Annotated in this window: 19 protein-coding genes; 10 read left to right on the top strand and 9 right to left on the bottom strand. The window is 34.2% G+C overall.

Annotation, left to right across the window (positions count from 1 at the left end):
* Positions 1-16: 16 nt before the first annotated feature.
* The 9 genes from C4F50_RS00265 to C4F50_RS00225 all read left to right on the top strand — a co-directional run bounded on the left by C4F50_RS00265 (position 17) and on the right by C4F50_RS00225 (position 6,978).
* Complete coding sequence (locus C4F50_RS00265; RefSeq protein WP_193844439.1) at positions 17-622, top strand: hypothetical protein; 606 nt, start codon at positions 17-19, stop codon at positions 620-622.
* A gap of 1,293 nt (positions 623-1,915) precedes the next feature.
* The gene (locus tag C4F50_RS00260) at positions 1,916-2,323 is read left to right on the top strand and encodes a hypothetical protein (RefSeq protein WP_193844438.1); all 408 of its coding nucleotides are present in this window, start codon (positions 1,916-1,918) and stop codon (positions 2,321-2,323) included.
* Between the two features lie 206 nt (positions 2,324-2,529).
* Complete coding sequence (locus tag C4F50_RS00255) at positions 2,530-2,970, top strand: hypothetical protein (RefSeq protein WP_193844437.1); 441 nt, start codon at positions 2,530-2,532, stop codon at positions 2,968-2,970.
* Positions 2,971-3,372: 402 nt separating this feature from the next.
* Complete coding sequence (locus tag C4F50_RS00250) at positions 3,373-4,005, top strand: hypothetical protein (protein WP_193844436.1); 633 nt, start codon at positions 3,373-3,375, stop codon at positions 4,003-4,005.
* An 11-nt stretch (positions 4,006-4,016) separates the two neighbouring features.
* Positions 4,017-4,475 (top strand): hypothetical protein, encoded by a 459-nt coding sequence (locus C4F50_RS00245; RefSeq protein ID WP_193844435.1) that lies wholly within the window; start codon positions 4,017-4,019, stop codon positions 4,473-4,475.
* Positions 4,468-4,827, top strand: coding sequence for a hypothetical protein (locus C4F50_RS00240; RefSeq protein WP_193844434.1), 360 nt, complete (start codon positions 4,468-4,470; stop codon positions 4,825-4,827). Before C4F50_RS00245 ends, C4F50_RS00240 begins: the two co-directional genes overlap by 8 nt.
* Positions 4,828-4,839: 12 nt before the next feature.
* Entirely contained in the window at positions 4,840-5,118 is a 279-nt protein-coding gene (locus C4F50_RS00235; protein WP_193844433.1) for a hypothetical protein, read from the top strand.
* Complete coding sequence (locus C4F50_RS00230) at positions 5,093-5,605, top strand: hypothetical protein (RefSeq protein WP_193844432.1); 513 nt, start codon at positions 5,093-5,095, stop codon at positions 5,603-5,605. The genes C4F50_RS00235 and C4F50_RS00230 overlap by 26 nt, the downstream gene beginning before the upstream one ends.
* Positions 5,606-6,024: 419 nt before the next feature.
* Entirely contained in the window at positions 6,025-6,978 is a 954-nt protein-coding gene (locus tag C4F50_RS00225; protein ID WP_193844431.1) for an outer membrane protein assembly factor BamB family protein, read from the top strand.
* A 132-nt stretch (positions 6,979-7,110) separates the two neighbouring features.
* Here C4F50_RS00225 and C4F50_RS00220 read toward each other — a convergent pair whose 3' ends face one another.
* The 6 genes from C4F50_RS00220 to C4F50_RS00195 all read right to left on the bottom strand — a co-directional run bounded on the left by C4F50_RS00220 (position 7,111) and on the right by C4F50_RS00195 (position 16,275).
* Positions 7,111-8,508, bottom strand: coding sequence for a TolC family protein (locus tag C4F50_RS00220; protein WP_193844430.1), 1,398 nt, complete (start codon positions 8,506-8,508; stop codon positions 7,111-7,113).
* Between the two features lies 1 nt (position 8,509).
* Positions 8,510-9,862 carry an HlyD family secretion protein gene (locus C4F50_RS00215; RefSeq protein WP_193844429.1) on the bottom strand — a complete coding sequence of 451 codons (1,353 nt, stop codon included), beginning with the start codon at positions 9,860-9,862 and terminating at the stop codon, positions 8,510-8,512.
* 2 nt (positions 9,863-9,864) lie between these two features.
* Complete coding sequence (locus C4F50_RS00210) at positions 9,865-11,520, bottom strand: peptidase domain-containing ABC transporter (RefSeq protein ID WP_193844428.1); 1,656 nt, start codon at positions 11,518-11,520, stop codon at positions 9,865-9,867.
* A 100-nt stretch (positions 11,521-11,620) separates the two neighbouring features.
* Entirely contained in the window at positions 11,621-12,025 is a 405-nt protein-coding gene (locus C4F50_RS00205) for a hypothetical protein (RefSeq protein WP_193844427.1), read from the bottom strand.
* Between the two features lie 550 nt (positions 12,026-12,575).
* On the bottom strand, positions 12,576-14,087 hold the full coding sequence (locus C4F50_RS00200; RefSeq protein ID WP_193844426.1) for a glycoside hydrolase family protein: 1,512 nt from the start codon (positions 14,085-14,087) through the stop codon (positions 12,576-12,578).
* A gap of 7 nt (positions 14,088-14,094) precedes the next feature.
* The gene (locus C4F50_RS00195) at positions 14,095-16,275 is read right to left on the bottom strand and encodes an HAD-IIB family hydrolase (protein ID WP_193844425.1); all 2,181 of its coding nucleotides are present in this window, start codon (positions 16,273-16,275) and stop codon (positions 14,095-14,097) included.
* Between the two features lie 210 nt (positions 16,276-16,485).
* On the opposite strand from C4F50_RS00195, the gene C4F50_RS00190 reads away from it, so the two are divergent.
* Positions 16,486-17,406: a bifunctional helix-turn-helix transcriptional regulator/GNAT family N-acetyltransferase gene (locus tag C4F50_RS00190; RefSeq protein WP_193844424.1), complete on the top strand. Its 921-nt coding sequence runs from the start codon at positions 16,486-16,488 to the stop codon at positions 17,404-17,406.
* Between the two features lie 194 nt (positions 17,407-17,600).
* Here the strand turns inward: C4F50_RS00190 and C4F50_RS25585 are convergent, their stop codons facing one another.
* From C4F50_RS25585 to C4F50_RS00175, 3 genes are all read right to left on the bottom strand, one after another.
* Positions 17,601-17,825 (bottom strand): hypothetical protein, encoded by a 225-nt coding sequence (locus C4F50_RS25585; RefSeq protein WP_228011929.1) that lies wholly within the window; start codon positions 17,823-17,825, stop codon positions 17,601-17,603.
* A gap of 114 nt (positions 17,826-17,939) precedes the next feature.
* Positions 17,940-19,943 (bottom strand): protein-disulfide reductase DsbD family protein, encoded by a 2,004-nt coding sequence (locus tag C4F50_RS00180; protein WP_193844423.1) that lies wholly within the window; start codon positions 19,941-19,943, stop codon positions 17,940-17,942.
* 283 nt (positions 19,944-20,226) lie between these two features.
* The gene (locus tag C4F50_RS00175; protein WP_193844422.1) at positions 20,227-23,028 is read right to left on the bottom strand and encodes a M16 family metallopeptidase; all 2,802 of its coding nucleotides are present in this window, start codon (positions 23,026-23,028) and stop codon (positions 20,227-20,229) included.
* Positions 23,029-23,247 lie beyond the last annotated feature (219 nt).

Here is a 23,247-nt window from a genome sequence, read left to right as displayed (position 1 = left end):
TCATAACATAAATAAAATGATAAAGTATAGCTTATTGTTAGTATTTCTTCTTGTATTCTGTACAAATAAGAAAGAAGTTGATTGTAAAGATCAGGGAATAAAAATTGAATATTTGTCAGATATGGATAAATTAATTCAAAATGGTTATGTATGTGATAAACATTTTGAAGATTTTGGTATTGATGAATTAAAGAGATGTAAAGTTGTATTTTCTGATTCGAACTATAAAATTTTATATAATGGATTTCGCAGCAGGGTTCTTTTTGATAAAAAAGAAAATTTAAAATTAGCTGTAAATTCACTACTTCCCGATTTTCGACCTATAAAAAATCGACCTTTTTCTTTGTATATACTAAATGACAAACTTATGCCTGTTTATGGCATTACTAAATTCGGTGTTGATAGTCCCTCTGTCTTTAAAATAGAGTATAAAAATAATAAAATTATACTTCTTGATGCAGTTGATAAAGAAAGTAAAAATATCGATGTTAATAAACTAACCTATCAGCAAATACTTTTACTAATTTCTAAAATTAAAAACACCTTTAAATATAAACTTTCAGAAGGAACATTAGATGATTATTTTTACAAAGTACCCTACTGGACAGAAGGAAGAGAATAACTAACCAGGATGACCAACGCAGAGGGGAATATATGCAACACCGGAATTTACAGGAGACCCTTACCCAAGTGAAACACTTAACCCTGTTGAGGAAAATCAGGAACCACCGTAAGGTGGCCACGAAACCCGCTGCACGAAGAGTTCCATAAAGTTTTTAATGCTGTGCGAAGTCTCCCGACTTCGAACCGTAAAAGAAAATCGCCAGAGAAAAAAAAATTAAACCTCGAAAAATCGAGGTTTTTTATATTACAACTAGTAGAAAAGAATGGGAACCGCCAGAAGGCTGGCCAAGAAACCCAATTTTCAATGCTCCAGGAGATGTTCCTGGACCAGCAGTACAATTTGGACCGCCGGTAGAACCCACAACCATTAAAGGAGGCGAAGGTTTTACCGGAACAGGAATGCCGGAAAATGATATTTTCTATTTTCATCCGGATCATTTGGGAAGTACTTCGTACATTACCAACAAAAATGGCTCTATTTCACGGCATGTGGAGTACATTGCTTTTGGTGAGTCTCTTTTGAAGAACATTCATCTTAGTTCGTCATATTTATTTAATGGGAAGGAAATGAATATAGAGACAATTTGAGCTATTCAAGGACGAGGTCTTTAAATATCAAGATTTCATTGTGGTTAAATGTGGAGCGTCTAGTGCTTTACAATCCTATGTTTGAAGAAGAATTTTATTTTGATGGACAAATAATGGAAGTGTTTACAATAATCGCAATTTAAAATCTGTAAGGAAGAACACGACTAAAGCAACTGCTAAACACCTAAAAAAACAAGATGCCATTAAAGCCAGTAAAAGGCAATAAAAAAAGAATACTACAAAAAGATTTTAAATTAACCTCAATGGGTGGAAAAACTGTAAAGGCGCTAAAGAATTACATCTAGGATAACGTAGAAAAAAAATAAAAATAATTTAAAAGATTGTATTATAACACAAATTTATTGTTGGCATGGCAAAAGTGGAAGCTCTAAAGTTTGGATACAATATAAAGATAAAACAGATAGGGTTAATGTAAGCGCAATGCAATGTGATCAATTAAAAATTGGTGATACAATTAAATTATTTTATTATGAACATTTTGATTATTTTTTTTTAAAAGGATATGTAAATATTGCATGGGTCATTGTTGCCTTTGTTCTATTACTATTTTCATTTACAGGAAAACAAATAGATAAATTAAATGCATTTTTAAAAAAGCAACATTAAAAAGGGAAAATATTAAAAAAGATAATTTTGAATAAGCTTTATAAAAATATATTCAAACAATAATACATTTGATGCAATGGAGAAAAGAGAGGTTTATGAGACAAATTCAAAGATTTATTCTAACGTACTTTTAAAAGTAGCGATTGTACTAGTACTCTTAGTAAGTTGCTCTAAACAAAAAATAAATAATCCCAATTTAAAATGGATTATGGACAAATATGGTTGTAAAGGGTATAGAACTATTGAACTTGCGAAATCAATAGTTTCCAAAAATCAGATGATTAATAATTGTAGAGAATCAGATTTTATACAAACATTTGGAGACGCCGATCTTGTTGAAGGAAATTTTTTAAGTAAAGAACTATTCTATTTATCACAATCAAATTGTGAAGGAAGTGAGCTCGTTATAAATTCAGATAAATGTTATATCGTTTTTTCATTTGAATATGGATATTTAAAATCAATTAACGAAATGTGTGAATAAAAATACGTTGCTCAAGTTATTTTTTCTGTGTGTATCTGTTCAACAAAAAAGAAAAGGAGAGGTCATGTCCGTAAAAATCTTACAACGTTTTTGCACGAGCAAGAATGCTGGAAAATGCTATTTCCTATTTTTCTGATCATTTGGAAACTCAATAACAAAACAATATTCAAAAAATTAGATGAATAGCCGAGTAATTAAAAGTAAAGATGAATAACACAAAATATATAATTATCCTATTTTTTATACTGACTTCATGTCAAAAACACAATATTTATTTTGATCTAAAAATTCAAAAAGTTGTTAGTTGTAATAATATACCAATTACTTCATTAGAGGTGGATAACGATTCGATTAAACCAGATGGTTTTCCTTATGAAGGAGGGTTCTTGTTCGTATGGGAAGGCAATAATGACTTAGTTCCTTCTAATTTTTCATTTAATAATATACCGAAAGAATATCGTTGTACTAAAGGAGGTATTTTGTATAAATCTAAAATAAAATTGAAGCCTAATTGTAGATATATAGTAAAAAAGTCAGGGAATGGATTAAATCCACATGTCATTACGATTTGGACAGATAAAAAAGGGATAGTTTATAAAACTACACACCCTGAATGTATTGATAATGAAGGAACACCTGAGGAATAGTCAAAATAATAAATCTTCTGGCCCGCTCTTCGAAGTGTCTACGCTGAGCGAATGTTCTCAACTTCGAACTCGCAAAGAAACTCAATAAATAGAAATAAAAAAATGAGCATTTTTTACAAGAATATCATATCCGAATATGATATACTTAATATTTGATAAAAAACGAAATACGTTATATCGCATAACTTCAAATACTGTGTGGTTCGGTACATAATAAAAATAGAAAGACTTCAACTGTCTATAGCTCATTTCGCGACTTAATGGATACTGTTTTTAGTCTAGATAATAGTCTGCAAAAATATTAAAAATATCTATGGAAATATTACTTATTAAGTATTCATAATATTTAAGAATCAGTAAGCTATTATTATATGATAAAATTGCTATAAACTTGCAAAAAAAATGATGAATAACACTCTTGATAATTTCAAAATAAAAGTATTCAATGCTCTAAAAAAGAAAGAGCAACTCCAATATTTAGATTACGAAGTTGATCTTTCAAAAATTCAAAGTAAGTTCAATTTTAGTAATGGAATTTATCTAGGATTTGATCAAAAGATTTATGCTTATTATTCCGAAGAAGAAGCTTTAAACAATAGTACTTTCGGTGTAAAACACTATTTGAATTACGAAACGACCTTAAAATATTTTGATACAATAGATGATGCTTTTGATTATATAGAATATTTGCAAAACCTTTTAAATTCTAAACAATTAGAGCAATTTTTCTATTTTGAATATAAATCAAAAAAGTGGAATCAGCCTTTGTATAAAAAGTTTTCGTTACGGATTGCAAACAACAAAAGCGCCGAGGATTATATTGTCAGGATAGATAGTTCTGGATCGGATTTTTATATGACAATTTGCTTTTTTGCCAATTATCAATTTAAAGTTGATTTTATGCCTGTTGATGAAAATTGGTCAAATCATAAAGTCAAAAAATACAATCATATCGATGATCTATTTTTAGATTTTCAACATTATACTTCTTATGATTCTATTTCAATTGAAGAATCTGAAAGAGATCTGTTTTAAAAAATCAATTTATGAAATACCGAATATTTTTTTTACTTCTACTTACTTTGTTGTCATGCAAAAATAATGACGATGAAATCGGAAGACCAGACCCTTATATTTTAACAGAAAATCATATTTCAGAAGATTGCAGTGCTTTTCAAATGCGATTTGATAAAGGAGATTATATCTTGAATTTTGCTTTATCTGGAACTTGTCCAAAACTAAAGCCGGAAGAATATACAAAAGAGTATTCTCGATATTTGAAGGTTTACAATGATAGTTTACCCCTCAGAAAAGGTTTTATACTTGTACAATATTATGGATTTAATTCTAACATCAAAACATTTCAAGATTCTATAATACAGATTACAAAAAGAAATTTTAAAACTAATGTTTCTTTAGTTGAAGAAAATAATGATTTTTTTATGATTCAAGTTGGTAATGATAAAGCTATGTTAACTAGATATTTAAATAAAGTTTATGAATAGTACTATCAATAAAGCAAACAAACCTACAACAAAAGATTACCTTAAACTAGCTGGTATATTACTTCTTATTATCTCATTTTTCGTATGTCTTTGTGTTTATTTTACACAAGAAAGAACAAATGAAATTGAATATATAAAAGCCGACTACACTATTACAAAAGGCATCATAACCAAAATATCTTTGTATAAAGGAAAATCAGTTGGAATTAAATATATCGTAAAGAATAAGATATATGAGGAATCTGATGCAATACATCTCAAATTGAACAAAAAAGAAGATGATTCAATTTACATCAAATATTATAATAAAAATCCCGAACTAATGATAAGCGAATATAACAGGGATTTTTAGTCCACAAAAACCATGAGAAAAAATATATTTCTATTTCTAACAACAGCAATTATATATTTAGCAGCAACTTTTTTATACAGCCTTTTTTTCGGATTAGCACCTTTTAACAATGGTCAGGTAATTGGGTATCCAGCAATCTATTATCAATTCTGGATTTCGGAAACAGAAAAACAATTTGGCTTTATGAAGATTGAAAATCTTTTAATCAACTTAGTGATCATATTTATACTGACGTTACTTTATAAAATAGCTGCAAAACAAAAAAATGAAAAAACCCAAAATGAAAAGTAAATTGTACTCAAAAAATATACTAGCATGTTTTTTACTAACACTCGTTTTATCTGGATGTAAGAAGAAACAGCATTTTGATTTTTATGATAAAGTCTTATACTATCATAGTAATTTTTACAGCGTACCGCCACCGCCAGACGGTACAAAAAGGCAGGAAATCTATTATTCCTATTTTGTTGATGAAAATGATAAAAGTAATTACGAAAATCTCTCCCAATATGGATTCAAAAAACAGCCAATCAGCAATGCTTTTGATCTTAAAATAGATGATTTTTTTACCAATCAAAATCCTGGACGCTTTAGGTCTGACCCTCACTGTTTAAATTGTTTTCAAGATATTTTGATTTTTTATAAAAATGAAAAAATAGTCGGCATTGCAAAATTTGATTTTAAGTGTAATCGATATTTTTACACAAACTATCTGTCTGAAAATAAAATATACCTTAGAAAGGATTGTCAAAAATTCTATTATCTTTTTAAAAAATAATCCATGAAAAAAGCCTTAATTCTAACCGTAGTTTTATTTATTATTGCTTTATTTCTACAGCTCCTTTTGTTTGGAACTTCACCCAAAATAGAGTGCAGTGAAATAAATTCTCAGTTTTATAATTTACTGCAGCAATCTTTGTATCACTATTTAATATTGCTTGTACTTCAAATACTATTTCTAAAATTTTGGTTTAAAACTGATTTCAAAAAAAGCGCCGTCACAGTTTTACTTTTCACCTTTTTATTTTTAAGTATTTTTAGCTTTTTTTATTACCGCTATTACAACGAGATTTGTACTTATCCTAAATAAAATCTACCTCTCTCCTACTCAACCGCTAAAATAAGTGTATGAACTATAAAATAGTCTTCTTTATATGTGTACTGCTCCTTTCCTGTCAGAAAAAAAACGAGCCTAAAATGAGGTTAAACAATACAGCGTCAATCTTTAACGACAGTTTATTGGTTTGCAGCACTCTTAGTGACAGCATCGTAATCGAAAATATCAGAAACAAGAAAATCATTTTTTCTAAAATAATAAACGACGACGAAGCTATCCGACCGCAGCCTGTTTTGGATAAAAACAACCTGCTTTACGGTGTTTTTTCTGAAAATAAATTAAGTTGTTTTGACATAAAAAATAACGTACCAAAATGGACTTATAATACGGAAGAAAAAATCAATGTGATAAAAGCTGTAAATGATTCTTTGATCGTGATTGGTATTCGAGCTTTCGGTTTAACTGTACTTAACAGCCAGAGCGGAAAACCCTTGTATCATCTCGAAGAAAGTCATTCTTCACTTTGCAATTCAAGTTTTATTATCCAGTTTACTTTTGACAAAGAAAAACTCTATGTTTCCGATTTTCAATGCCATACAGTTGCTGCTTATGATTTGAAAAACGGAAAGAAATTATGGTCTTATAAATCGTCTTTAAGCGGATTATCAAAATTATTGGTTTACAAAAATTTTATCTTTTGCGGCATAACGGGAAATCCGTTAAAAAAAGAAGGCAAAATTGTATTATTAGATAAAAACAACGGAAGTGTTTTGGCAGAAGAAGATCAAGCTTTTGATTTAATTACAGCTCCTATTGTATACCAAAACAAAATACTGTATTACACGTACACTGGCGCGTTAAAAGAATTTGATCCAGAAGAACTAAAATCTAAAACGCTGTATCAATTCAATAAAGAAAATGAAATCTGCAGCACTCAATTACATTTGATTCAAAATGATCTTTATCTCGAAGAATGCGAATTAAATATTATAAAGTTCAATCTTCAAACCAAAACAATAAAGAAAGTAACCGAAAAAAAGAAAGGATTGAATGCAGTTTATCTTTCTAAAAATGAAGTTGAATTTGTCTACTAAGATTTACTCTTGATTTTCAAGTATTTAAAAACGTAATTTCCTTAAAAAGGACTTAGATAAAAAAGAGCTCGATGGGACATCGAGCTCTTTTCGAACTAACTAAAATATTTAAATTTAGTAAAGGGAAAAGAATTAATCCGGGTTGGCCAAGATCTTATACAACTCGGCATTGGACAGATAAAATTGATTCTCTAAACTAATCTGTGAAAGCTTGGCACTTACTAAATTGTTCTCTCTCGAATTGATTAAGAAAATCGAACTTTCGCCAAAAGAAAATAATTTTTCTTCGGAGTTCAGCATCGTCACATAATCTTTTACAAGATTATCGATCACGATTTTCTGCTTTCTTAAAGAAGCAATTTCAGTTTGCTGGGCTTTAATTTTATTTTTTAATTCCAATCGCTGCTGTCCAATATCAAACTGCAGGTCTTGAATTTTAATTTTAGCCATTTTCAGATTTCCACGTTCTTTTCGCAGGAAAATTGGGAAGCTGAAATCAATATTAAATTTGTAATCATCGGCATTAAAAGTGTTCCAATAATTCGGGTCTGAAATATAATTATACCCCACATTTACTTTCGGAAGCAATGAATTTGCTTTCAATTGGCGATTAACTTCCAGAATCGACATTTTGGTTTCCAGAGACTGAATTTTCGGATGCGAATCCAATGATTCTACATCAACCATCATAGCGTCTGTACGTAACGTTTCTTCTATTGTTTGTATCAAATTATTTTCGGGTCTTACCAAATCTCCCAATTCAACCGGAACATTTTCAATCCATAAATAATTGGCCAGATTCAATTTTGCTTTCGCTAATTTTAGATTTCCGTTTTCCACATTCAATTCACGGTTTCTCACCGTAATTTTCGCTTCAACGCTGTCAATAGCAGGAGCATCACCCGCTTCTATCAATTTTCTAACGCCTTCAAAACGAGTGCTCGCAAAACCTAAATAGTTTTTGTACAATTCGGCTTCGTTATAACTTTTTCGCCATTCAAAATACGCTTCGCTGGCTTTGTGCAAAACCGCAATAGCTCTCAGTTTACGTTCTGCATCACTCAGTTTTACCTGCAGTTTTCCTTCACGAACATCGGCCATTCGCTGATTAATGAACATTCCCTGACCTAAAGCTACGCTTACTCCAAGAGAGGTCAAACCCGCTTCCGGCGTACGATTCTGCGGATTGTAATATTGTCCGTCTGTATCGTCAAAACCCGCCTTAACTTCAATTCCGTACCAAGTCGGAATTTTGAAGCTGCTGTTTAACAACGAATAATATTCTGTTCCTTTAAATTCTTTCTTATTATAATCGACTTCAATTTTCGGGTCAAATCCTCCTCTAGCGGCCATTAATTTTGCCTGAGCATTGCTCACTTCAAGATTGGCTTGTTTGACCAGCGGATGGTATTTTTTTACATATCCTAAAAACTCGCTGAAAGTTAATTCTTCCTGATTAAAATTCTGAGCCTGTAAGGTCGAAGAGCCGAATAAAAGTAAGAAAGAAAACAATTTTACAAGATTTCTCATTTTATTTTTTCTCCTTTCCTTTTGCTTCTTTTTCACCCGAATTATAATAATTTGGAGGAAAACCATTCAGGTTTCGCCAAATTTCATACCATACCGAAACTGTTTCCAGCAAAGCAATACTCTGCGCACCGGCACCAATACTCAATTCTTTTGGCCAGTGGCGGTCTATTCCGTCAGGAGCTACAAGAATCCTGTATTTTCCGTTCGAACTAATGAAGTTTTCGATTGCCACCACTTTTCCGCCATAGGTTCCGTACGACAATCCCGGCCATCCAGAAAACACAATTCTAGGCCATCCGTCAAACCATACACGTACATTTGTTCCTCGGTGCACCAACGGTAAATCAATAGGATCTACGTAAGTTTCAACCGCAATATCATAACTTGCAGGCATAATACTTACAATCGATGTTCCCTCTTTGATCGTCTCACCAAGACCTGCCAAAAGCGCACGGTTAATATAACCGCTCTGAGGCGCTGTAATGTAGTACAAACCGTTTCTTAATCTATAATTGGTATACTGATTCTCTAATTTATTAACCTGAGCTTCTGTGTCATACTGAGTACTTAAAGCCGTAAACTTATCACTTCTTGATTTTGATATTTTTTCAGCATATTCTGCCGTAATTCTATTGATTTCTACTTTCGCATTAATCAATTCGTTTCGGCTGCTCAACAGTTTGTTTTCCTGTGTAATAATATATGCTTCAGACTCTTGCAGCTTTAATCTTTTCTGCTCGACATCGGTCATTGGTTTTAAACCTTCTTTATTCAAAGCTGTCGAACGATCAAATTGTGTTTTAGCAATTCGCAATTGTGTTTTTACCGCAACAAGATCCATACTGTCGCTTTTAATTTTCAGCTGCGCTTGTTTGATCTTATTCTGTGCCTGCTGCAGCTTCAATTGTCTTTCTGTATTAAGCGACTGCGCCTGAACATCCAGCGAGTTTACTTTGTCGCCATAAGACTCTACCGCCATTTTTTTGGCATCAACCTGCTGTTTGGTATTGCCTACCAAATTTGGGTCTAGATAGTCTTCTTTAATTTCAGAAATAAAAAGAATAGTATCTCCTTTTTTTACAAAATCACCCTCTTTTACAAACCATTTTTCAATTCGTCCCGCGATGGTATTATGCACCGTCTGCGGTCTTTGGTCTGGTTTTAAAGTAGTAACAGAACCGCTTCCCGAAATATTCTGTGTCCAAGGCAGAAAAAGACAGCCTACGCAGAAGATCAAAAAACCTATAATTACTTTGTTTAAAATTCTATAATGTGGTCTTCGCGCAACACTGGTAATCGATTTATAGTCGCCCGGAGTGATCAGTACATGATTATCTTTTGATATATTGAGCATGATTAAAGCTTTATGTCGTTAATAATTTTTCCGTCGTCGATTGTGATCATACGACTGCATTTGTTCTTCCAAATATCATTTTTAGAAGTCACAATTACCGTCCAGTCATTTTCTTCAGAAAGTAAAAAATCTACAATTTTACTAGAAGTAATCTCGTCCATTTTGTCGACAGGATCTTCTAAAAACAAAATATTAGGTTTACCAACGATACTTCTTGCCAAAAGAATTTTTTGGACATCAGAAGCAGAAAGTTCACGTCCGCCCGGATGAATCTGATTATCTAATCCGTTCTCAAAAGTTTTAATATATGGTGTAAGGCCGACATTGTCCAAAGCCCACTTTAAATCGTCGCTGTTTAATTTATCATTTCCAAAAATGATGTTTTCGCGGATAGTTCCTGCAAAAAGGGTATCGCCCTGCAAATAACTTCCTGTCTGAGCTCTATAGGTATCTTCGTTCAGACGGTTCATATAATTATCAGTCACATACATTGCACCGCTTTCTGGTTCCAAAAGTCCCGACAAAAGCTGTAACAAAGTACTTTTTCCAGCACCGTTTGTTCCTGTAAGAATAATTTTTTCTCCCTGAGAGATTTTTAAATTGATATTCTTAAGCGACTTTTTAGTATGATCTGGATAATGATAATTGATACTTTCTGTTTCTATATTAATTCCTTTTTCAGTTTTATCTGAAGTCTGCGGAATACATGCAATGTCCATATCGGTTACCTGCCCTATTTTCTCTACAGAAGTCAAAACATCATAAAAAGACTCTAGGCCGAAAATGATTTTTTCTACCGAATTAATTAATAAAACGATCACGATTTCAGCTGCCACGAACTGCCCTATGTTCATTTGATGGTGAATTACCAGAAAACCACCAATAGACAATAAGGCAGCAGTAACAATAACTTTAAATACAGTCAGCTGGATGTATTGTTTTTTCATTACCTGAAAGTGTTTTTCACGGTAATTTACATATTCGGTCACATAACCGTCGTTTCGGTTCAAAGCATATTCAAAAGCTCCTTTTTTGCGGAAACTCTCGCGGTTGCGCGCAATTTCCTGAAGCCATGCGGCTACTTTATATTTAAACTTTGATTCGTTTAAACTGGTTTCTAAACCATCTCTGTACGAAAATTTAAAAATGATATAAAGAATCACGATAAACAAAAGTCCGATTACCATAAAGAAGGAATGGTACAAAACCAATAAAATAATCCCCAGACCTACTTGCAGAAAGGCCGTACAGAAATCCAGCAAAAGTTTTGCGGTTCCTTTCTGAACCATCAAAGTATCAAAAAAGCGGTTGGCCTTTTCGGGTGCGTATTCAGAATACATTTCTTTAAATTTAATTAAAGGCATTCTGTACGCAAATTCAAAAGACGAACGTACGAAAATACGCTGCTGCAGATTCTCAACAATTCGCAGCTGCAAAATCGTTAAAACGCCTCCAAAACCAACTCCAATTGTTACTAAAACAACCAGAACGATCCAGGAAACACTAAGCTGTCCGCTTTGAATAAAATTAATAATTGCCTGTATTCCTAAAGGCAGCGAAAGGTTTACTAAACCAGCAAAAGCGGCGTAAAATATAATTTGATATACATCACGCTTGTCCAGCTGAAGTAAATTAAAAAAACGTTTAAGTGGTGTCATGAATTTATATATAAACACAAGATTATTACATAGAATAAATATACGGCAAAAACCGCAATCAGGATGTAAGAATTTCTTCTAACTCCTAAAGAACAAGTATTTATGAAATGATTCGCGGAGGTCGCAAGTGAATTTTACCATGAAATCCGAAAGAAAATATAGGATTATCAATGTAGTTTTTACCTTTAGTTTCTGTTAGAAAATAAAGGTTTGTAATCGAATTATCGATAGAAATCAGATATTCTGCAGCAGGAATTCCTTTTGCTAATTTTGTTGTTTTTGTATTTTTTGTTTCGCAGTCGTCCACTTCTTCTGGAACGCCGTCGCATTTAAATACTTTTTTTAGAAAATTACATGCAATCCCTTTAACCGTGTAGGTTTCGGCATGGTTGTTTATAATTCTGCCAAAACTGCTGGAAATGTTCAAACTGCTGATTAAAAAATAGCCGACAAGCAACACCTGAAGGCATTTGCATAAAAGACTATTTTTAATTCTATTCAACATTTTTCTAAAAATTAAATAATTACCTCATCCAATTAATCCCTACCAAAAAACTTAAAATGAAATCTTTTTTAAGATTTTAAGTTTCTGTTTTGCCTCTAAATTTACTTTTTAGTTCCAAAAACCAAATTAATTTCTCTCGAAACTCCAATGATTTAAAGCAATTCCACTCAATTTTATGAGCGCGCAATTTAGAGCTAAAAATTTTGCGGTACATTAGAATAACATTAGAATTTGACTAAATTCAAAATCTTAACTTGTTATTAATAAATGAGTTTTGTTTTTTATCTAATGTTAGGATTTTATTATGAAGATTATTTCTAAAAAAAGAACTGCAAAAAAAAAGCTTCGTTTTATCAAAATAAAAAAGGCAAGCCCATACGACTTACCTTCTACTGAAAATTTTATATGTCAGATTTTGTTTTTTTGTTTCACGCAGATTTAAAAAGATCTTTTATTTGTTAAAGATTATACTGATAAAATGGATTTGTAAATAAAAAATCTGTCGGATTTGCTAAATCTGCGTAAAATTCTATATTAATCTAAGATAAAACTACATCTGAATCATTCTAGAATAGTCTTTCTCATATTTTTCTGGATCTGATGCTGCGTATTCGTTTTCTGGTTCTGGAATAACATGAATTTTTGAATCTTTTACCGATATAACGGCCGAGCAAACGTAAATGCCCACTTTGCCTTCATTATATTTAAAGTCCAATAAAGTCAGTTTTACAACATCGTTTATAGACAATTCATAATAATTTCCGTAGCGGATAATTTTAAAATAAATCTCCTTTTGATCTTCTATCTGAAACTGATTCGTTTGAATGTTTTCGAAAATAAAATTATTCTTGACGTCTTTTTCATTAAAACCCCAAGCTCTAAACTGAACAAAACCATTCATAAAATCAATCGAAATATAATAGCCCGTTCCTTCTTTATCACATTCAATTACAAAACCTGTTTTTCCCATACCTTCAACTGCCAGAGTTCCTTCCCATACAAAATCATTAGAAGGTTTTTCAAAACAATAAATTTCGTAACCACTTCGGCATCCAAAGCGCCATTTGTTTTCGTTTTCGATTACAAACTCTGCCGTCGGGTTTCCTAAAATAGGCAGTGGCTGCGGAAGGTCTTTCTGCTGAATTGTTTTTTGATATAATTTTTCCCAATAGAAATAACTTTTAAGAAGCAATCTGCCGCTGGGATCGACGTCCAATTCTTTTGGCGGTGGAATCACGCGGTGGGTATTGACATTTCCGTCGGCAAAATAAAAGTTGTAAATCAAAAAGTGCTCGCCGTCTTTTACCACACGGGCGGCGTAATTTCCTTGAGGTAATAAAACATTGTTATGAAAAGCACGATACTCTCCTCTAAATTCTGGCGAAGACCAATAACGCACTTTAATATCTTCCCGAATAGATCCTAGAAGATAATGCGTTCCTTTTATTTCGATCACGCACGGACATTCGACATCGTCATATACATACGGAATATGAAGCGGTTTCTGCAATACAAAACCTTCTTTTTCTCGTTTGGCGACACCAATACAGCCGCGGCGGTAAATGGGTCCAGAGGCACTTCTGGCACAAATTAAGAGATAATCTTCGCCTTCATATTCGTATTTAAACGGGTCCCGAAAACTAATCCATTCTCTCGGGTTATTGTTCGGACCTTCGTAATGCGGGGGTTCACTCTTAAACGGGAGATCGTACGAATTGTCTTTGGTCCAATTGATTAAATCTTTAGAAACTGCTCTTCCAATTTTTTGCTCAATTCCTTTATCTTGGCGTTTTAAGCCAGTATAATACATTTCATACCCTTTTCCTGTCGCTCTTTTACTGACATGCATTGTCCATAACATATCATCGTCCCATTCTCCCGGATCACCGACAAAAAGTGCATTTTTTACCCTTTTCCAAGAAAGACCATCTTTGGATACCGCGTGGGCAATATAATCGTGATTGGGAATAATAAGATGAAACAAATGATGAATTCCGTTTTCGTCTATAAAAACATCAACGTCGCCAATTTCCCAATTACTAAATCCTGAACCTGAATACATATTTTAATTATTTAATGATTTTATAATGTTTCAAACCTTCTAAAATACCAGACGATGCAGCGGTTTTGGCTACATAAATGCTTTTTGAGGTTTCATAATCTGCCAGTTCCAAACTTCGGTTTCCAACAATGATTCCTTTTATGGGACCTCTAAACATATCAATATCGTTTCCAGAATCGCCGGCGGCAATCACATTCATTAACGGAATCGCCCATTTTCTGCACAAGAATTTAATCGCATTTCCCTTGGAAGCCCGTTTGGGAATAAAATCTAAAAACTGCCCGTGGCTCGGAATTATATTTACTTTGTACCAGCCTGTTCCTAAAGCTGCGATTAATTCTTCGTGATTGTAATTTTCCTGTTCGTAGTAATAGGATATTTTAAACGGATTCTGTGCCTCATCTTCCTGCATTTTAATCCATTTTACGGCTTTTAACTTGTTTACAATATCGTCTCGTTTCCATCGTCCCGAAAGAAATTTTGCCCAGCCTTTGTCCAGTACATAATCATTTCCGTTTGTATAATAAATTTCTGTTCCGACAGAACAAATAATAAAATCGGGTAACGGAAACTGCTCTTCTTTTATAACCTTTTTTACCAATTCCAGATTTCTGCCCGACGCCAAGGCAAAAGCCATTTTATCGGTTCGATTCGTAAGATGTTCTCTTAATTCTTTCAACCCTGGATTACTCAATTTGGGTTCAATCAAAGTTCCGTCAATATCCGAAACCAATAGATTTTCTACTTTTCGTTTTAAACGATCAATATTGATGGCTGGATAATGTTGTTTTTTGATTCCCGCGCCAGATGAAAGCGATAAATTTTCATTGACCAATTCTACATATTGGTTAACATGGCTCAGCCAGCTGTAATGTTTTTGAATGTTGATCGCACCGTTATTCGAGTAATATTTCCATTGATTTTCATCGGTTAAAACATTTCGAAGTGCTTTTTTTATCTGATTTTCGTCTTGCGGATTTACTAATTCGCCGTTCTGGCAAACCGGAATAATTTCTGAAGGGCCGCCGTTTTTGGTCACCACAACCGGAAGTCCCGAACTTGCTGATTCTATAACCGTTAATCCAAAATTTTCGTGAAGCGCGAGATTGACAAAAACACCTCTTTTTTCGGCTGCATGACGATAAATAATCGATACTTCGTTTTCTACATCATGCTTTTTCGGAATCGCCATTTTTCCGTACAAATCGTATTTGTCCATCAACAATAACAAATCGGTCAACACATCTTTTTCAGATTCCGGCATTTTCTGAATGTCTTTTCTGATTCCCGCAAAAATTACGAGATTAGCAATACTTTGCAGTTCTTTGTCTTTTCCGTAAACGTCTATTAAAGTATGTAAGTTTTTATGACGATCCGGTCTTGAAAGTGCCAGAATAAAAGGCTTATGCGGATTGGTAAGAAACTTTGAAATTGATTCTGAAACCCAATATTTTCTTTGTGCTTCTTCTAAATGTTTGTCGTTATCGGCTTCGGTGTAGTAATAAGGAACAAATTTTCGAGTATCTATTCCGGGAGAAATCGCGTGGTATTTTGCAATTTCGAAGTTTTTGTATGCTTTGTAGGTTTCTATTTCCTGTTCAGTCGACGTAACGATGAATTCTGAAAGTTCTAAGGTTTTTTCCTCTGCGGCAATTCTGGCTTTAAACTTAAATTTCTTTTCCAAGTCTTCTTCAGACTGCCCGCTTTCAAGCAGTTTTTTCTTTTTATAAAAACCCAGCGAATGTCCGGTATGTGCAAAAGGAATATTTAAAAGTGATGACAGTTCGGCCGCCGCATAACCCGCGTCTCCATAATGAGAATGAATCCAATCGGGGTAAATGTTGTGCGATTTAATGTGCTGCACAACACCGCTTACAAAGGTATCAAGACCTTCCCAAAGCTGTTCCTTAGATTTGTATTTTTTACCCAAAAACGGAATCCTTCTGATGTCTAATTTTTCATTGACTGCTTCAACCGGCACCGCGTATTCTGGAGAAAGAGCCGGATCATCAATCAGTCTGGTGTAAAGATCAACGTGCGCTACATCTTTGTGCTGTGACAGGAATTCGGCAAGTTCGTAAACGTATTTGGTCTGTCCTCCGTTATCTGCGTCCCGACCGATTTCTAAGCCAGAACCTTTTAGAAGTCCATGTATATTTATAAGGGAAATTCGTAGTTTTTTCATCATTCATTTATCTTGAAATTTTAAGTTACAAATTACATCCCGCTTCGTCCTTACGTTTTACAAAAAAATAACATTTTTATTATAACATTAACACCTTGAAAATGCTGGCTTTTTCCTCAAAAAAGAATAATTTTTATCTTTTAAAAATCAATTTAGTTGACAAAAGCAACTATTTTTCTATATTTGTATTTTTGTAATACAATTTTTAAAGCTATGACTACAACAACTTCAAAAATTAGAAGTTTTAACCGATTCTATACAGCACATTTAGATATCCTAAGCCAGCATTATCTGGATAGTGATTATTCGTTGACCGAAATCCGTATTCTTTATGAAATCAGCGAAAGCAAAATAATAACAGCACAGAAAATCACTGAAATTTTAAATCTCGATAAAGGATACTTAAGCCGGATTTTAAAACGTTTTTTAAAAGAAAATTTAATCGTAAAAGTGACTTCTGCAGAAGACAAGCGTGCTTTCAATATTAAATTAACGGATATTGGAATTGAATTACTGGCTGTTTTAAATACGAAATCGGAAAACAAAATAGAAGGAAAAATTGAGAAACTAAATCCGTCTGAAAAAGAAATTTTAGTAAACTCGATGCATACGGTAAGAAACCTGCTTACAGAAAATAAAATTGCGAAAGAAGACATTACTTATCGCCATGAAATTACCCCAGGAGATATTGGTTATATCATTCATCTGCACGGCGCTATTTATGGAAAAGAATACCATTTTTCGAGCGATTTTGAGAAATATGTGATCAAGACTTTTTACGATTTTTTAGAAAAACATTCTCCCGAAAAAGACCGTATCTGGATGGCAGAATACCATAATAAAATTGTTGGCTGCGCTGCAATTATACACCAGCCCAACGAAGAAGCTCAATTGAGATGGTTTCTTCTGGATCCCGCTTTCAGAGGTCTCGGAATTGGAAAAAGACTTCTCACTGACGCAATAGATTTTTGTAAAGAGCAAAAATTCAAAAATGTATTTCTTCTTACGACAAGCCTTCAGGATAAAGCGCTCCAAATGTATAAAATGGCAGGATTTGAACTTACAATGTCTGAAGAAGTGCAGGAATGGGGGAAAACATTTAATGAAGAACGTTATGATCTTAAGCTTAGCTAGTGGTGAATGTGGTTCGTAAAATAATAAATTGCCTTCAATTAAATTGAAGGCAATCCCAATAGCGCAGATCTATTTCCGCAACGATAGCGCGGATTCACTCTCAATCGTTAGCGCGGATTTGCAATCCGTGCCCGCAAAGATTGGTTTGTTTTCTTTGTAAATATAAAAAAGCTCATTAATTTGTGACTTTTGTTTTAATGATTTGTTTTTTGTGTAACTGTTGCGGGCACGGATTGCAAATCCGCGCTAACGATTGAGAGTAAACCCACGCTGGCGCGAGCGTCACTGTACGTGCAAGAAAAAGAATGCGTATTGGCGATCATCGGGCCAATTTTTCGCAGCATAATTTCTTCAATCGGAAAATACAAACGACCGCTGGCAATCCAATCCGCGTAAAGCAATTTTTGCGTGCCGTACATCGTGTCAAAAGTATGATTACTGCCAATCGTGTTTTCTCTAAATTTTGAGAAATACTGTTCTTAATCTGCCGCTTTTTCTATAATTGTCTCCATTTTTTCACTTTTTAAAAACAATTATTTTTTGAAGTTTTTGATTCCAGACTGCAGCCAGTTGTAATACGCTTCAATATCGGGATTGTATGCCGAAGGTTCGGTTAAATTTGCACTTTTATGATCTACAATTACATAAAACGGCTGTGCATTGGCTTTGTAGGTTTTGATCTGTAAGTCGCTCCATTTATTTCCTATCGTTTTGATTTTCTTTCCGGTAGTTTCAGAAACATATTGCTCGTTTTCTGGAAGCTCTTTTTTATCGTCTACATACAATGAAATCAAAACCACATCATTATTTAAAACCCCCAGAACTTTAGTATCCGACCAAACGAGTTCTTCCATTTTTCGGCAGTTTACACAGGCAAATCCGGTGAAGTCTAGTAAAACGGGTTTTCCTGCTTTTTTGGCAAATTCCATTCCTTTATCATAATCATGAAATGTGATGATATTGTGCGGGCCGTATTCTGCTCCTTCTGGTAATGCACCTTCTTTTTTAACTTCTGAATTGCTTGAAACTCCCAATCCGTTTGGTGATTCGCTGTAATGCATTGGGGGCGGAAAACCGCTTATTAATTTTAAAGGTGCTCCCCAAAGGCCTGGAATCAGATAAATAACAAAACTCAAAACAATTAATCCGAAACTTAATCTTCCAACCGAAATATGGTTTAAAGGTGAATCGTGAGGCAAGGTTATTTTTCCGAATAAATAAAAAGCTAACGCTCCAAAAACGGCAATCCAAATGGCCAAAAAAACTTCTCTTTCCAGCCAATGCAATTGTAGAACCAAATCGGCATTTGATAAAAATTTAAAAGCCAAAGCCAATTCCAAAAATCCTAAAACTACTTTTACGGTATTCAGCCAGCCGCCCGATTTTGGGAGTGCGTTTAACCAGCCCGGAAAAGCAGCAAATAATGAAAATGGCAGCGCTATTGCGAAAGAAAATCCCAGCATTCCGACAATTGGCGCGATGCCTCCTTTTGAAGCCGCTTCGACCAATAAAGTTCCAACAATCGGTCCTGTACAAGAAAAAGACACGATTGCTAACGCTAAAGCCATAAAGAAAATCCCGATCAATCCGCCTCTGTCTGCCCGCGAATCTACTTTATTGGCTAATGAATTGGGAAGCATAATTTCGAAAGCACCCAAGAACGAAACGGCAAAAACGACCAATAAAATAAAGAATATCAGATTGAACCAAACGTTTGTAGAAAGCGCATTTAGCGAATCGGCACCAAAAACGGCTGTTACAATCGAACCTAATAAAACGTAAATCATGATAATTGAAAAACCGTAAATCAAAGCGTTTCGAATTCCTGCGGCTCTGCTTTTACTTTGTTTTGTAAAAAAACTTACGGTCATCGGGATCATCGGGAAAACGCAAGGTGTTAATAAAGCTGCAAACCCAGACAGAAAAGCAATTATAAAAATGCTGATTAAGTTTCTGGATGCTGTTTTTTGCGTTTTTGCAAATGCTGGTTTTGCCGTAACAATTTCTTCTTTTTTAATGGTTCCTTGTGCTGCTGCTGTTGTATCAGCCGAAATTGGATTTACAGCAGCTTCTGTTGTTTTTTTAATTTCTGGAATTTTAAACGATAATTCTTCGGTTGTTGGCGGCAGGCAATTGCTGTCGTCGCAAACCATAAAATCAACAGAAGCTGTGATTTTGGAAACTGGCGCTGCACTGAATTTTATTTTTTGGGTAAAAAGTGCTTTTCCTTCAAAATATTTAATTTTCATATCGAAGATTTTATCGACTACTTCATGTCCTTTTTCTTCGGTTGTTTTTCCGATTAAATCGAAATTTTTATTTGGATTATGGAAGGTGAATTCGGTTTTTGACGGTCCGCCTTCTTCAATGTACTGCCCGTACAAATGCCAGCCCGATTGTATTTCGGCCTGTACTTTTAAGAGGTATTCCTGATCTGAAATTTTCTCGACAGAAGTCTTCCATTTTACTGGATTATACATTTGCGCAGACATAAAGAAGCTGCACAATAGGAATATTGCGATGATTATTTTTTTCATTTCTTTGATGTTTAAAAAAAAGAGCTGTCGGCAAAAACAGCTCTTTTAGGTCTTTCACAGAAAAATTGCTTACTAATTCAGATTTTACTTAAAAATGATGAAAGACGACTATTAAAATAGATTTTAGATTTTAGATTTTAGATTTTAGATTTTAGATTTTAGATTTTAAAACTGTGCGGAGTTACTTGTGTTACTTCGAATGCTATAAAACAGCATCAAACCTTAAAGCTGCCATAACTTTGTCAAAGTTTTAAACTCTGACAAAGTTCACTCGCAGTTACACTTACTTCAAAGGATTTCCATCTTTATCTAGAGAACCCGCTTTGATGATAATCATTTTATCCAATTGAATGTATTTCTTTACGGCGTTATTTACTTGCTGTAAAGTCACTTTTTCAATGTCTTTAGGATATTGCTGAATATAATCTGGTTCTAAACCTCTTTCTATAAAACTTAAAATCGTTCTGCTCATTCCAGCAGTTGTAGACATTCCGACTTTAAAACTTCCAATTAAGTTGCTTTTTTTGTTTTCGAGTTCCTGAGCCGTGATGCCGTCTTTTACCCATTTGTCAACCTGCACCATGGTGGCGTCCAAGCCTTTTTGAAATAAATTTGGATTGAAAGAAGCGTTTACAAACCAATAACCGCCCGTTTGGATGTTACCCCCTATTCCAGACGAAATGCTGTAGGTTAATCCGTCATTGTCACGAACCGTCTGCATCAAGCGTCCTGCAAACCCTGCTCCCAATGTATAATTGGCAATGTAAAACGGAATATAATCGGCGTCGGCTCTTTTTAAACCAGTATATTGTCCGATGAACAATTCGGCACTTGGTTTTTCTGGAATGGTAATAACTTCTGTTTTGGAGTTTGCTTTTACGGCTTCTTCAAATTTTAGGTTTTCGGCAACACCGCCCGTCCAGTTTTTAAAATGTTTTTTTAAGCACGCATTTAAATTGGCTCCTTCGGTATCGCCTACAATTACTAAATGCATCGACGCAGGTCCGAAATATTTTTTGTGAAATGCTTTTACTTCGTCTAAAGTGGCATTTTTAATATTTTCTAAATTTGTTTCAACACTTAAATCGTAGTTTGGATTTCCTTTTGGATAAATTGCCTGAGATAAAGCGATACTTCCTCTTTCGCCCGGATCGTTTAAACTTTGCTGTGTATTTCCTGTATACTGTTGTTTTAGATTTTCGAATTCTTTGGCATCAAACAACGGATTTCTCAATTCTTCTGCCAATAAAGAAACAACCTCATCCAAGTCTTTTTTCAAACATTTAAAACCAATATTAATTTTGGTTGTCGATGCACTTACGTTAAGTTTAACTCCTAATTTTTGTAATTTCTGAGAAAATTTAAATTTGTCGTTTAAGGTGGTTCCTTTTGATAACATTGATGCGGTTAACGAAGGAATTATGGCATTTTTGGTTTCGTTTGCAAAATTCCCTGCCGAGATACTAGCTGCAACTGTAACAAAATCTTTCGCGGCTGTTTTTACAGAAACAACATCGATTCCTGCTATTTTTTCTCTTTTAAATGCCGATGCACTTTTCTCGATTAAAAGATCACTTTCGGCTTCCATTTTATTTTCATTTAAAATTGCTGTATGAGCTGCAATTAAATTTCCAGAAGGCTCTTCATTATGATTGTGATTAGAATCTCTGTAATAAAAAGGTCCGTTTTCTGGCATAAAATGATTGGCATCTGCCTGATCTTGTGCTTTACTTTCACCAGATTGTTTCGGAATAAAATAGCCCGTTGTACTTTGATCTTCAACCAAATATTTTTGCGCTACTCGCAAAACGTCTGCTGGAGTTACTTTTTTAAGTCTGTCAACTCCTGTTACGTAATCTGTCCAGTCTCCCGAAGCAATCGCCTCGTTTAATCCCGATGCAATTACGCCAGAACCGTCTCTGCTCAAAATAGTCTGTGTGCTGATCTCTGCCACTACGCGATTGATTTCGTCCTGAGTTACGCCTTCTTTCTGGATTTTTGCAACCACTTCGTTTATTTTGGCGTCAATATCTTCGTGTTTTGAGGTTGTAGGAAATCCAACTCCGATGGTAAAAAGCCCGACTTCTTTAAAGTTGGTTGCATTTGCATAAGCGTAAATTCCTAAACGTGTGTCTACAAAAGTTTTGTTTAAAATTGCCGAAGGTCCAGAACCGATAATTTCTCCCAAAATATTCAAAGCTGGAAGATCTTCGTGCAATGCGCCTGGAATTTTATACGCTTTGTTGATTACGCCCAATTCACCTGGTTTTTTTACTACAATTTTACGCGGCCCGTATTGCTGCGGTTCTTCTGTGTAAGGTTGCGGCATTGGGTTTGGTGCCTTTGTTATTTTGCCAAAATAGGTTTCGATTAAGGCAAAAACATTTTCTTTTTTAAAATCTCCAATAATGGTCAAAGTCGCGTTATCCGGCCAATAATAAGTGTTGTAAAAATTACGCAGCACTTCAATCGGTGCTTTTTCGATATCCGATTTCCAGCCAATTGTAGAATGATGGTACGGATGTGCAATATAAGCAGACGCCCAGATTTCTTTGTCTAATAAACTATTTGGATCGTTTTCACCGCGTTCAAATTCATTGCGAACTACCGTCATTTCGGCTTCTTTATCTTCTTTCAATAACAAAGAATTACGCATTCTGTCGGCTTCAATCTGCAGTGCCAAACCGATTTTATCGCTTGGCAGGGTTTCAAAATAATTGGTTCTGTCGTACCAAGTTGTGGCGTTTAATTGTGCTCCTGTATTCTGCAAAACATCTGTAATAGTATTGCCGTTTTTTTTGTTGAATGAAGCAGTTCCTTTAAACATTAAATGTTCTAAAAGGTGTGTTGAACCTGTGTTGCCTATTACTTCATTTTTAGACCCTACGCGATATACAATTTGTACCGTTGCAACCGGCGAGGCATTGTCTTGAAGCAAAAGTATGTTCATGCCATTTGGCTGGTACAAATACTCTTCAATTCCGCCTAATTCTTTAATTTTCTTAAAGTTGTTATTTTTTTCCTGCGCAGAAATAAGCGTACAGAAAGCAAGTGAGCAAAAGCCCAGAAAGATTGTTTTTTTCATTTTTTGATGTGATGTTTGTTAGTCGCTGCCTTTTTTCAAAGTTTTACGAAATAGCTGTCTGTAATTTTGAACGTGGATAAAACGGATTCGCTGTCGCAAAAACACGGATTAATGCGGCTCTTTTGCTTTAGCATCATAAAAAATGTTTTTTTATCTGCACTTTTGCGAAAGCAAATCCGTTTTATCAGCATCAAAAATAGATTTTATTTACTTCAAATA

Origin of the sequence: Flavobacterium hungaricum, from assembly GCF_015182285.1 — a bacterium.
GTDB classification, from domain to species: Bacteria; Bacteroidota; Bacteroidia; order Flavobacteriales; family Flavobacteriaceae; genus Flavobacterium; species Flavobacterium hungaricum.
The sequence above is the reverse complement of the archived record's forward strand: the minus strand, read 5'-3'. Positions and strand labels throughout refer to the sequence as shown.

Bases quoted from the DNA above. Each gene is read 5' to 3' on its own strand.
- C4F50_RS00265 (WP_193844439.1), top strand. From the start codon at position 17: ATGATAAAGTATAGCTTATTGTTAGTATTTCTTCTTGTATTCTGTACA.
- C4F50_RS00260 (WP_193844438.1), top strand. From the start codon at position 1,916: ATGGAGAAAAGAGAGGTTTATGAGACAAATTCAAAGATTTATTCTAAC.
- C4F50_RS00255 (WP_193844437.1), top strand. From the start codon at position 2,530: ATGAATAACACAAAATATATAATTATCCTATTTTTTATACTGACTTCA.
- C4F50_RS00250 (WP_193844436.1), top strand. From the start codon at position 3,373: ATGATGAATAACACTCTTGATAATTTCAAAATAAAAGTATTCAATGCT.
- C4F50_RS00245 (WP_193844435.1), top strand. From the start codon at position 4,017: ATGAAATACCGAATATTTTTTTTACTTCTACTTACTTTGTTGTCATGC.
- C4F50_RS00240 (WP_193844434.1), top strand. From the start codon at position 4,468: ATGAATAGTACTATCAATAAAGCAAACAAACCTACAACAAAAGATTAC.
- C4F50_RS00235 (WP_193844433.1), top strand. From the start codon at position 4,840: ATGAGAAAAAATATATTTCTATTTCTAACAACAGCAATTATATATTTA.
- C4F50_RS00230 (WP_193844432.1), top strand. From the start codon at position 5,093: ATGAAAAAACCCAAAATGAAAAGTAAATTGTACTCAAAAAATATACTA.
- C4F50_RS00225 (WP_193844431.1), top strand. From the start codon at position 6,025: ATGAGGTTAAACAATACAGCGTCAATCTTTAACGACAGTTTATTGGTT.
- C4F50_RS00220 (WP_193844430.1), bottom strand. From the start codon at position 8,508: ATGAGAAATCTTGTAAAATTGTTTTCTTTCTTACTTTTATTCGGCTCT.
- C4F50_RS00215 (WP_193844429.1), bottom strand. From the start codon at position 9,862: ATGCTCAATATATCAAAAGATAATCATGTACTGATCACTCCGGGCGAC.
- C4F50_RS00210 (WP_193844428.1), bottom strand. From the start codon at position 11,520: ATGACACCACTTAAACGTTTTTTTAATTTACTTCAGCTGGACAAGCGT.
- C4F50_RS00205 (WP_193844427.1), bottom strand. From the start codon at position 12,025: ATGTTGAATAGAATTAAAAATAGTCTTTTATGCAAATGCCTTCAGGTG.
- C4F50_RS00200 (WP_193844426.1), bottom strand. From the start codon at position 14,087: ATGTATTCAGGTTCAGGATTTAGTAATTGGGAAATTGGCGACGTTGAT.
- C4F50_RS00195 (WP_193844425.1), bottom strand. From the start codon at position 16,275: ATGATGAAAAAACTACGAATTTCCCTTATAAATATACATGGACTTCTA.
- C4F50_RS00190 (WP_193844424.1), top strand. From the start codon at position 16,486: ATGACTACAACAACTTCAAAAATTAGAAGTTTTAACCGATTCTATACA.
- C4F50_RS25585 (WP_228011929.1), bottom strand. From the start codon at position 17,825: ATGTACGGCACGCAAAAATTGCTTTACGCGGATTGGATTGCCAGCGGT.
- C4F50_RS00180 (WP_193844423.1), bottom strand. From the start codon at position 19,943: ATGAAAAAAATAATCATCGCAATATTCCTATTGTGCAGCTTCTTTATG.
- C4F50_RS00175 (WP_193844422.1), bottom strand. From the start codon at position 23,028: ATGAAAAAAACAATCTTTCTGGGCTTTTGCTCACTTGCTTTCTGTACG.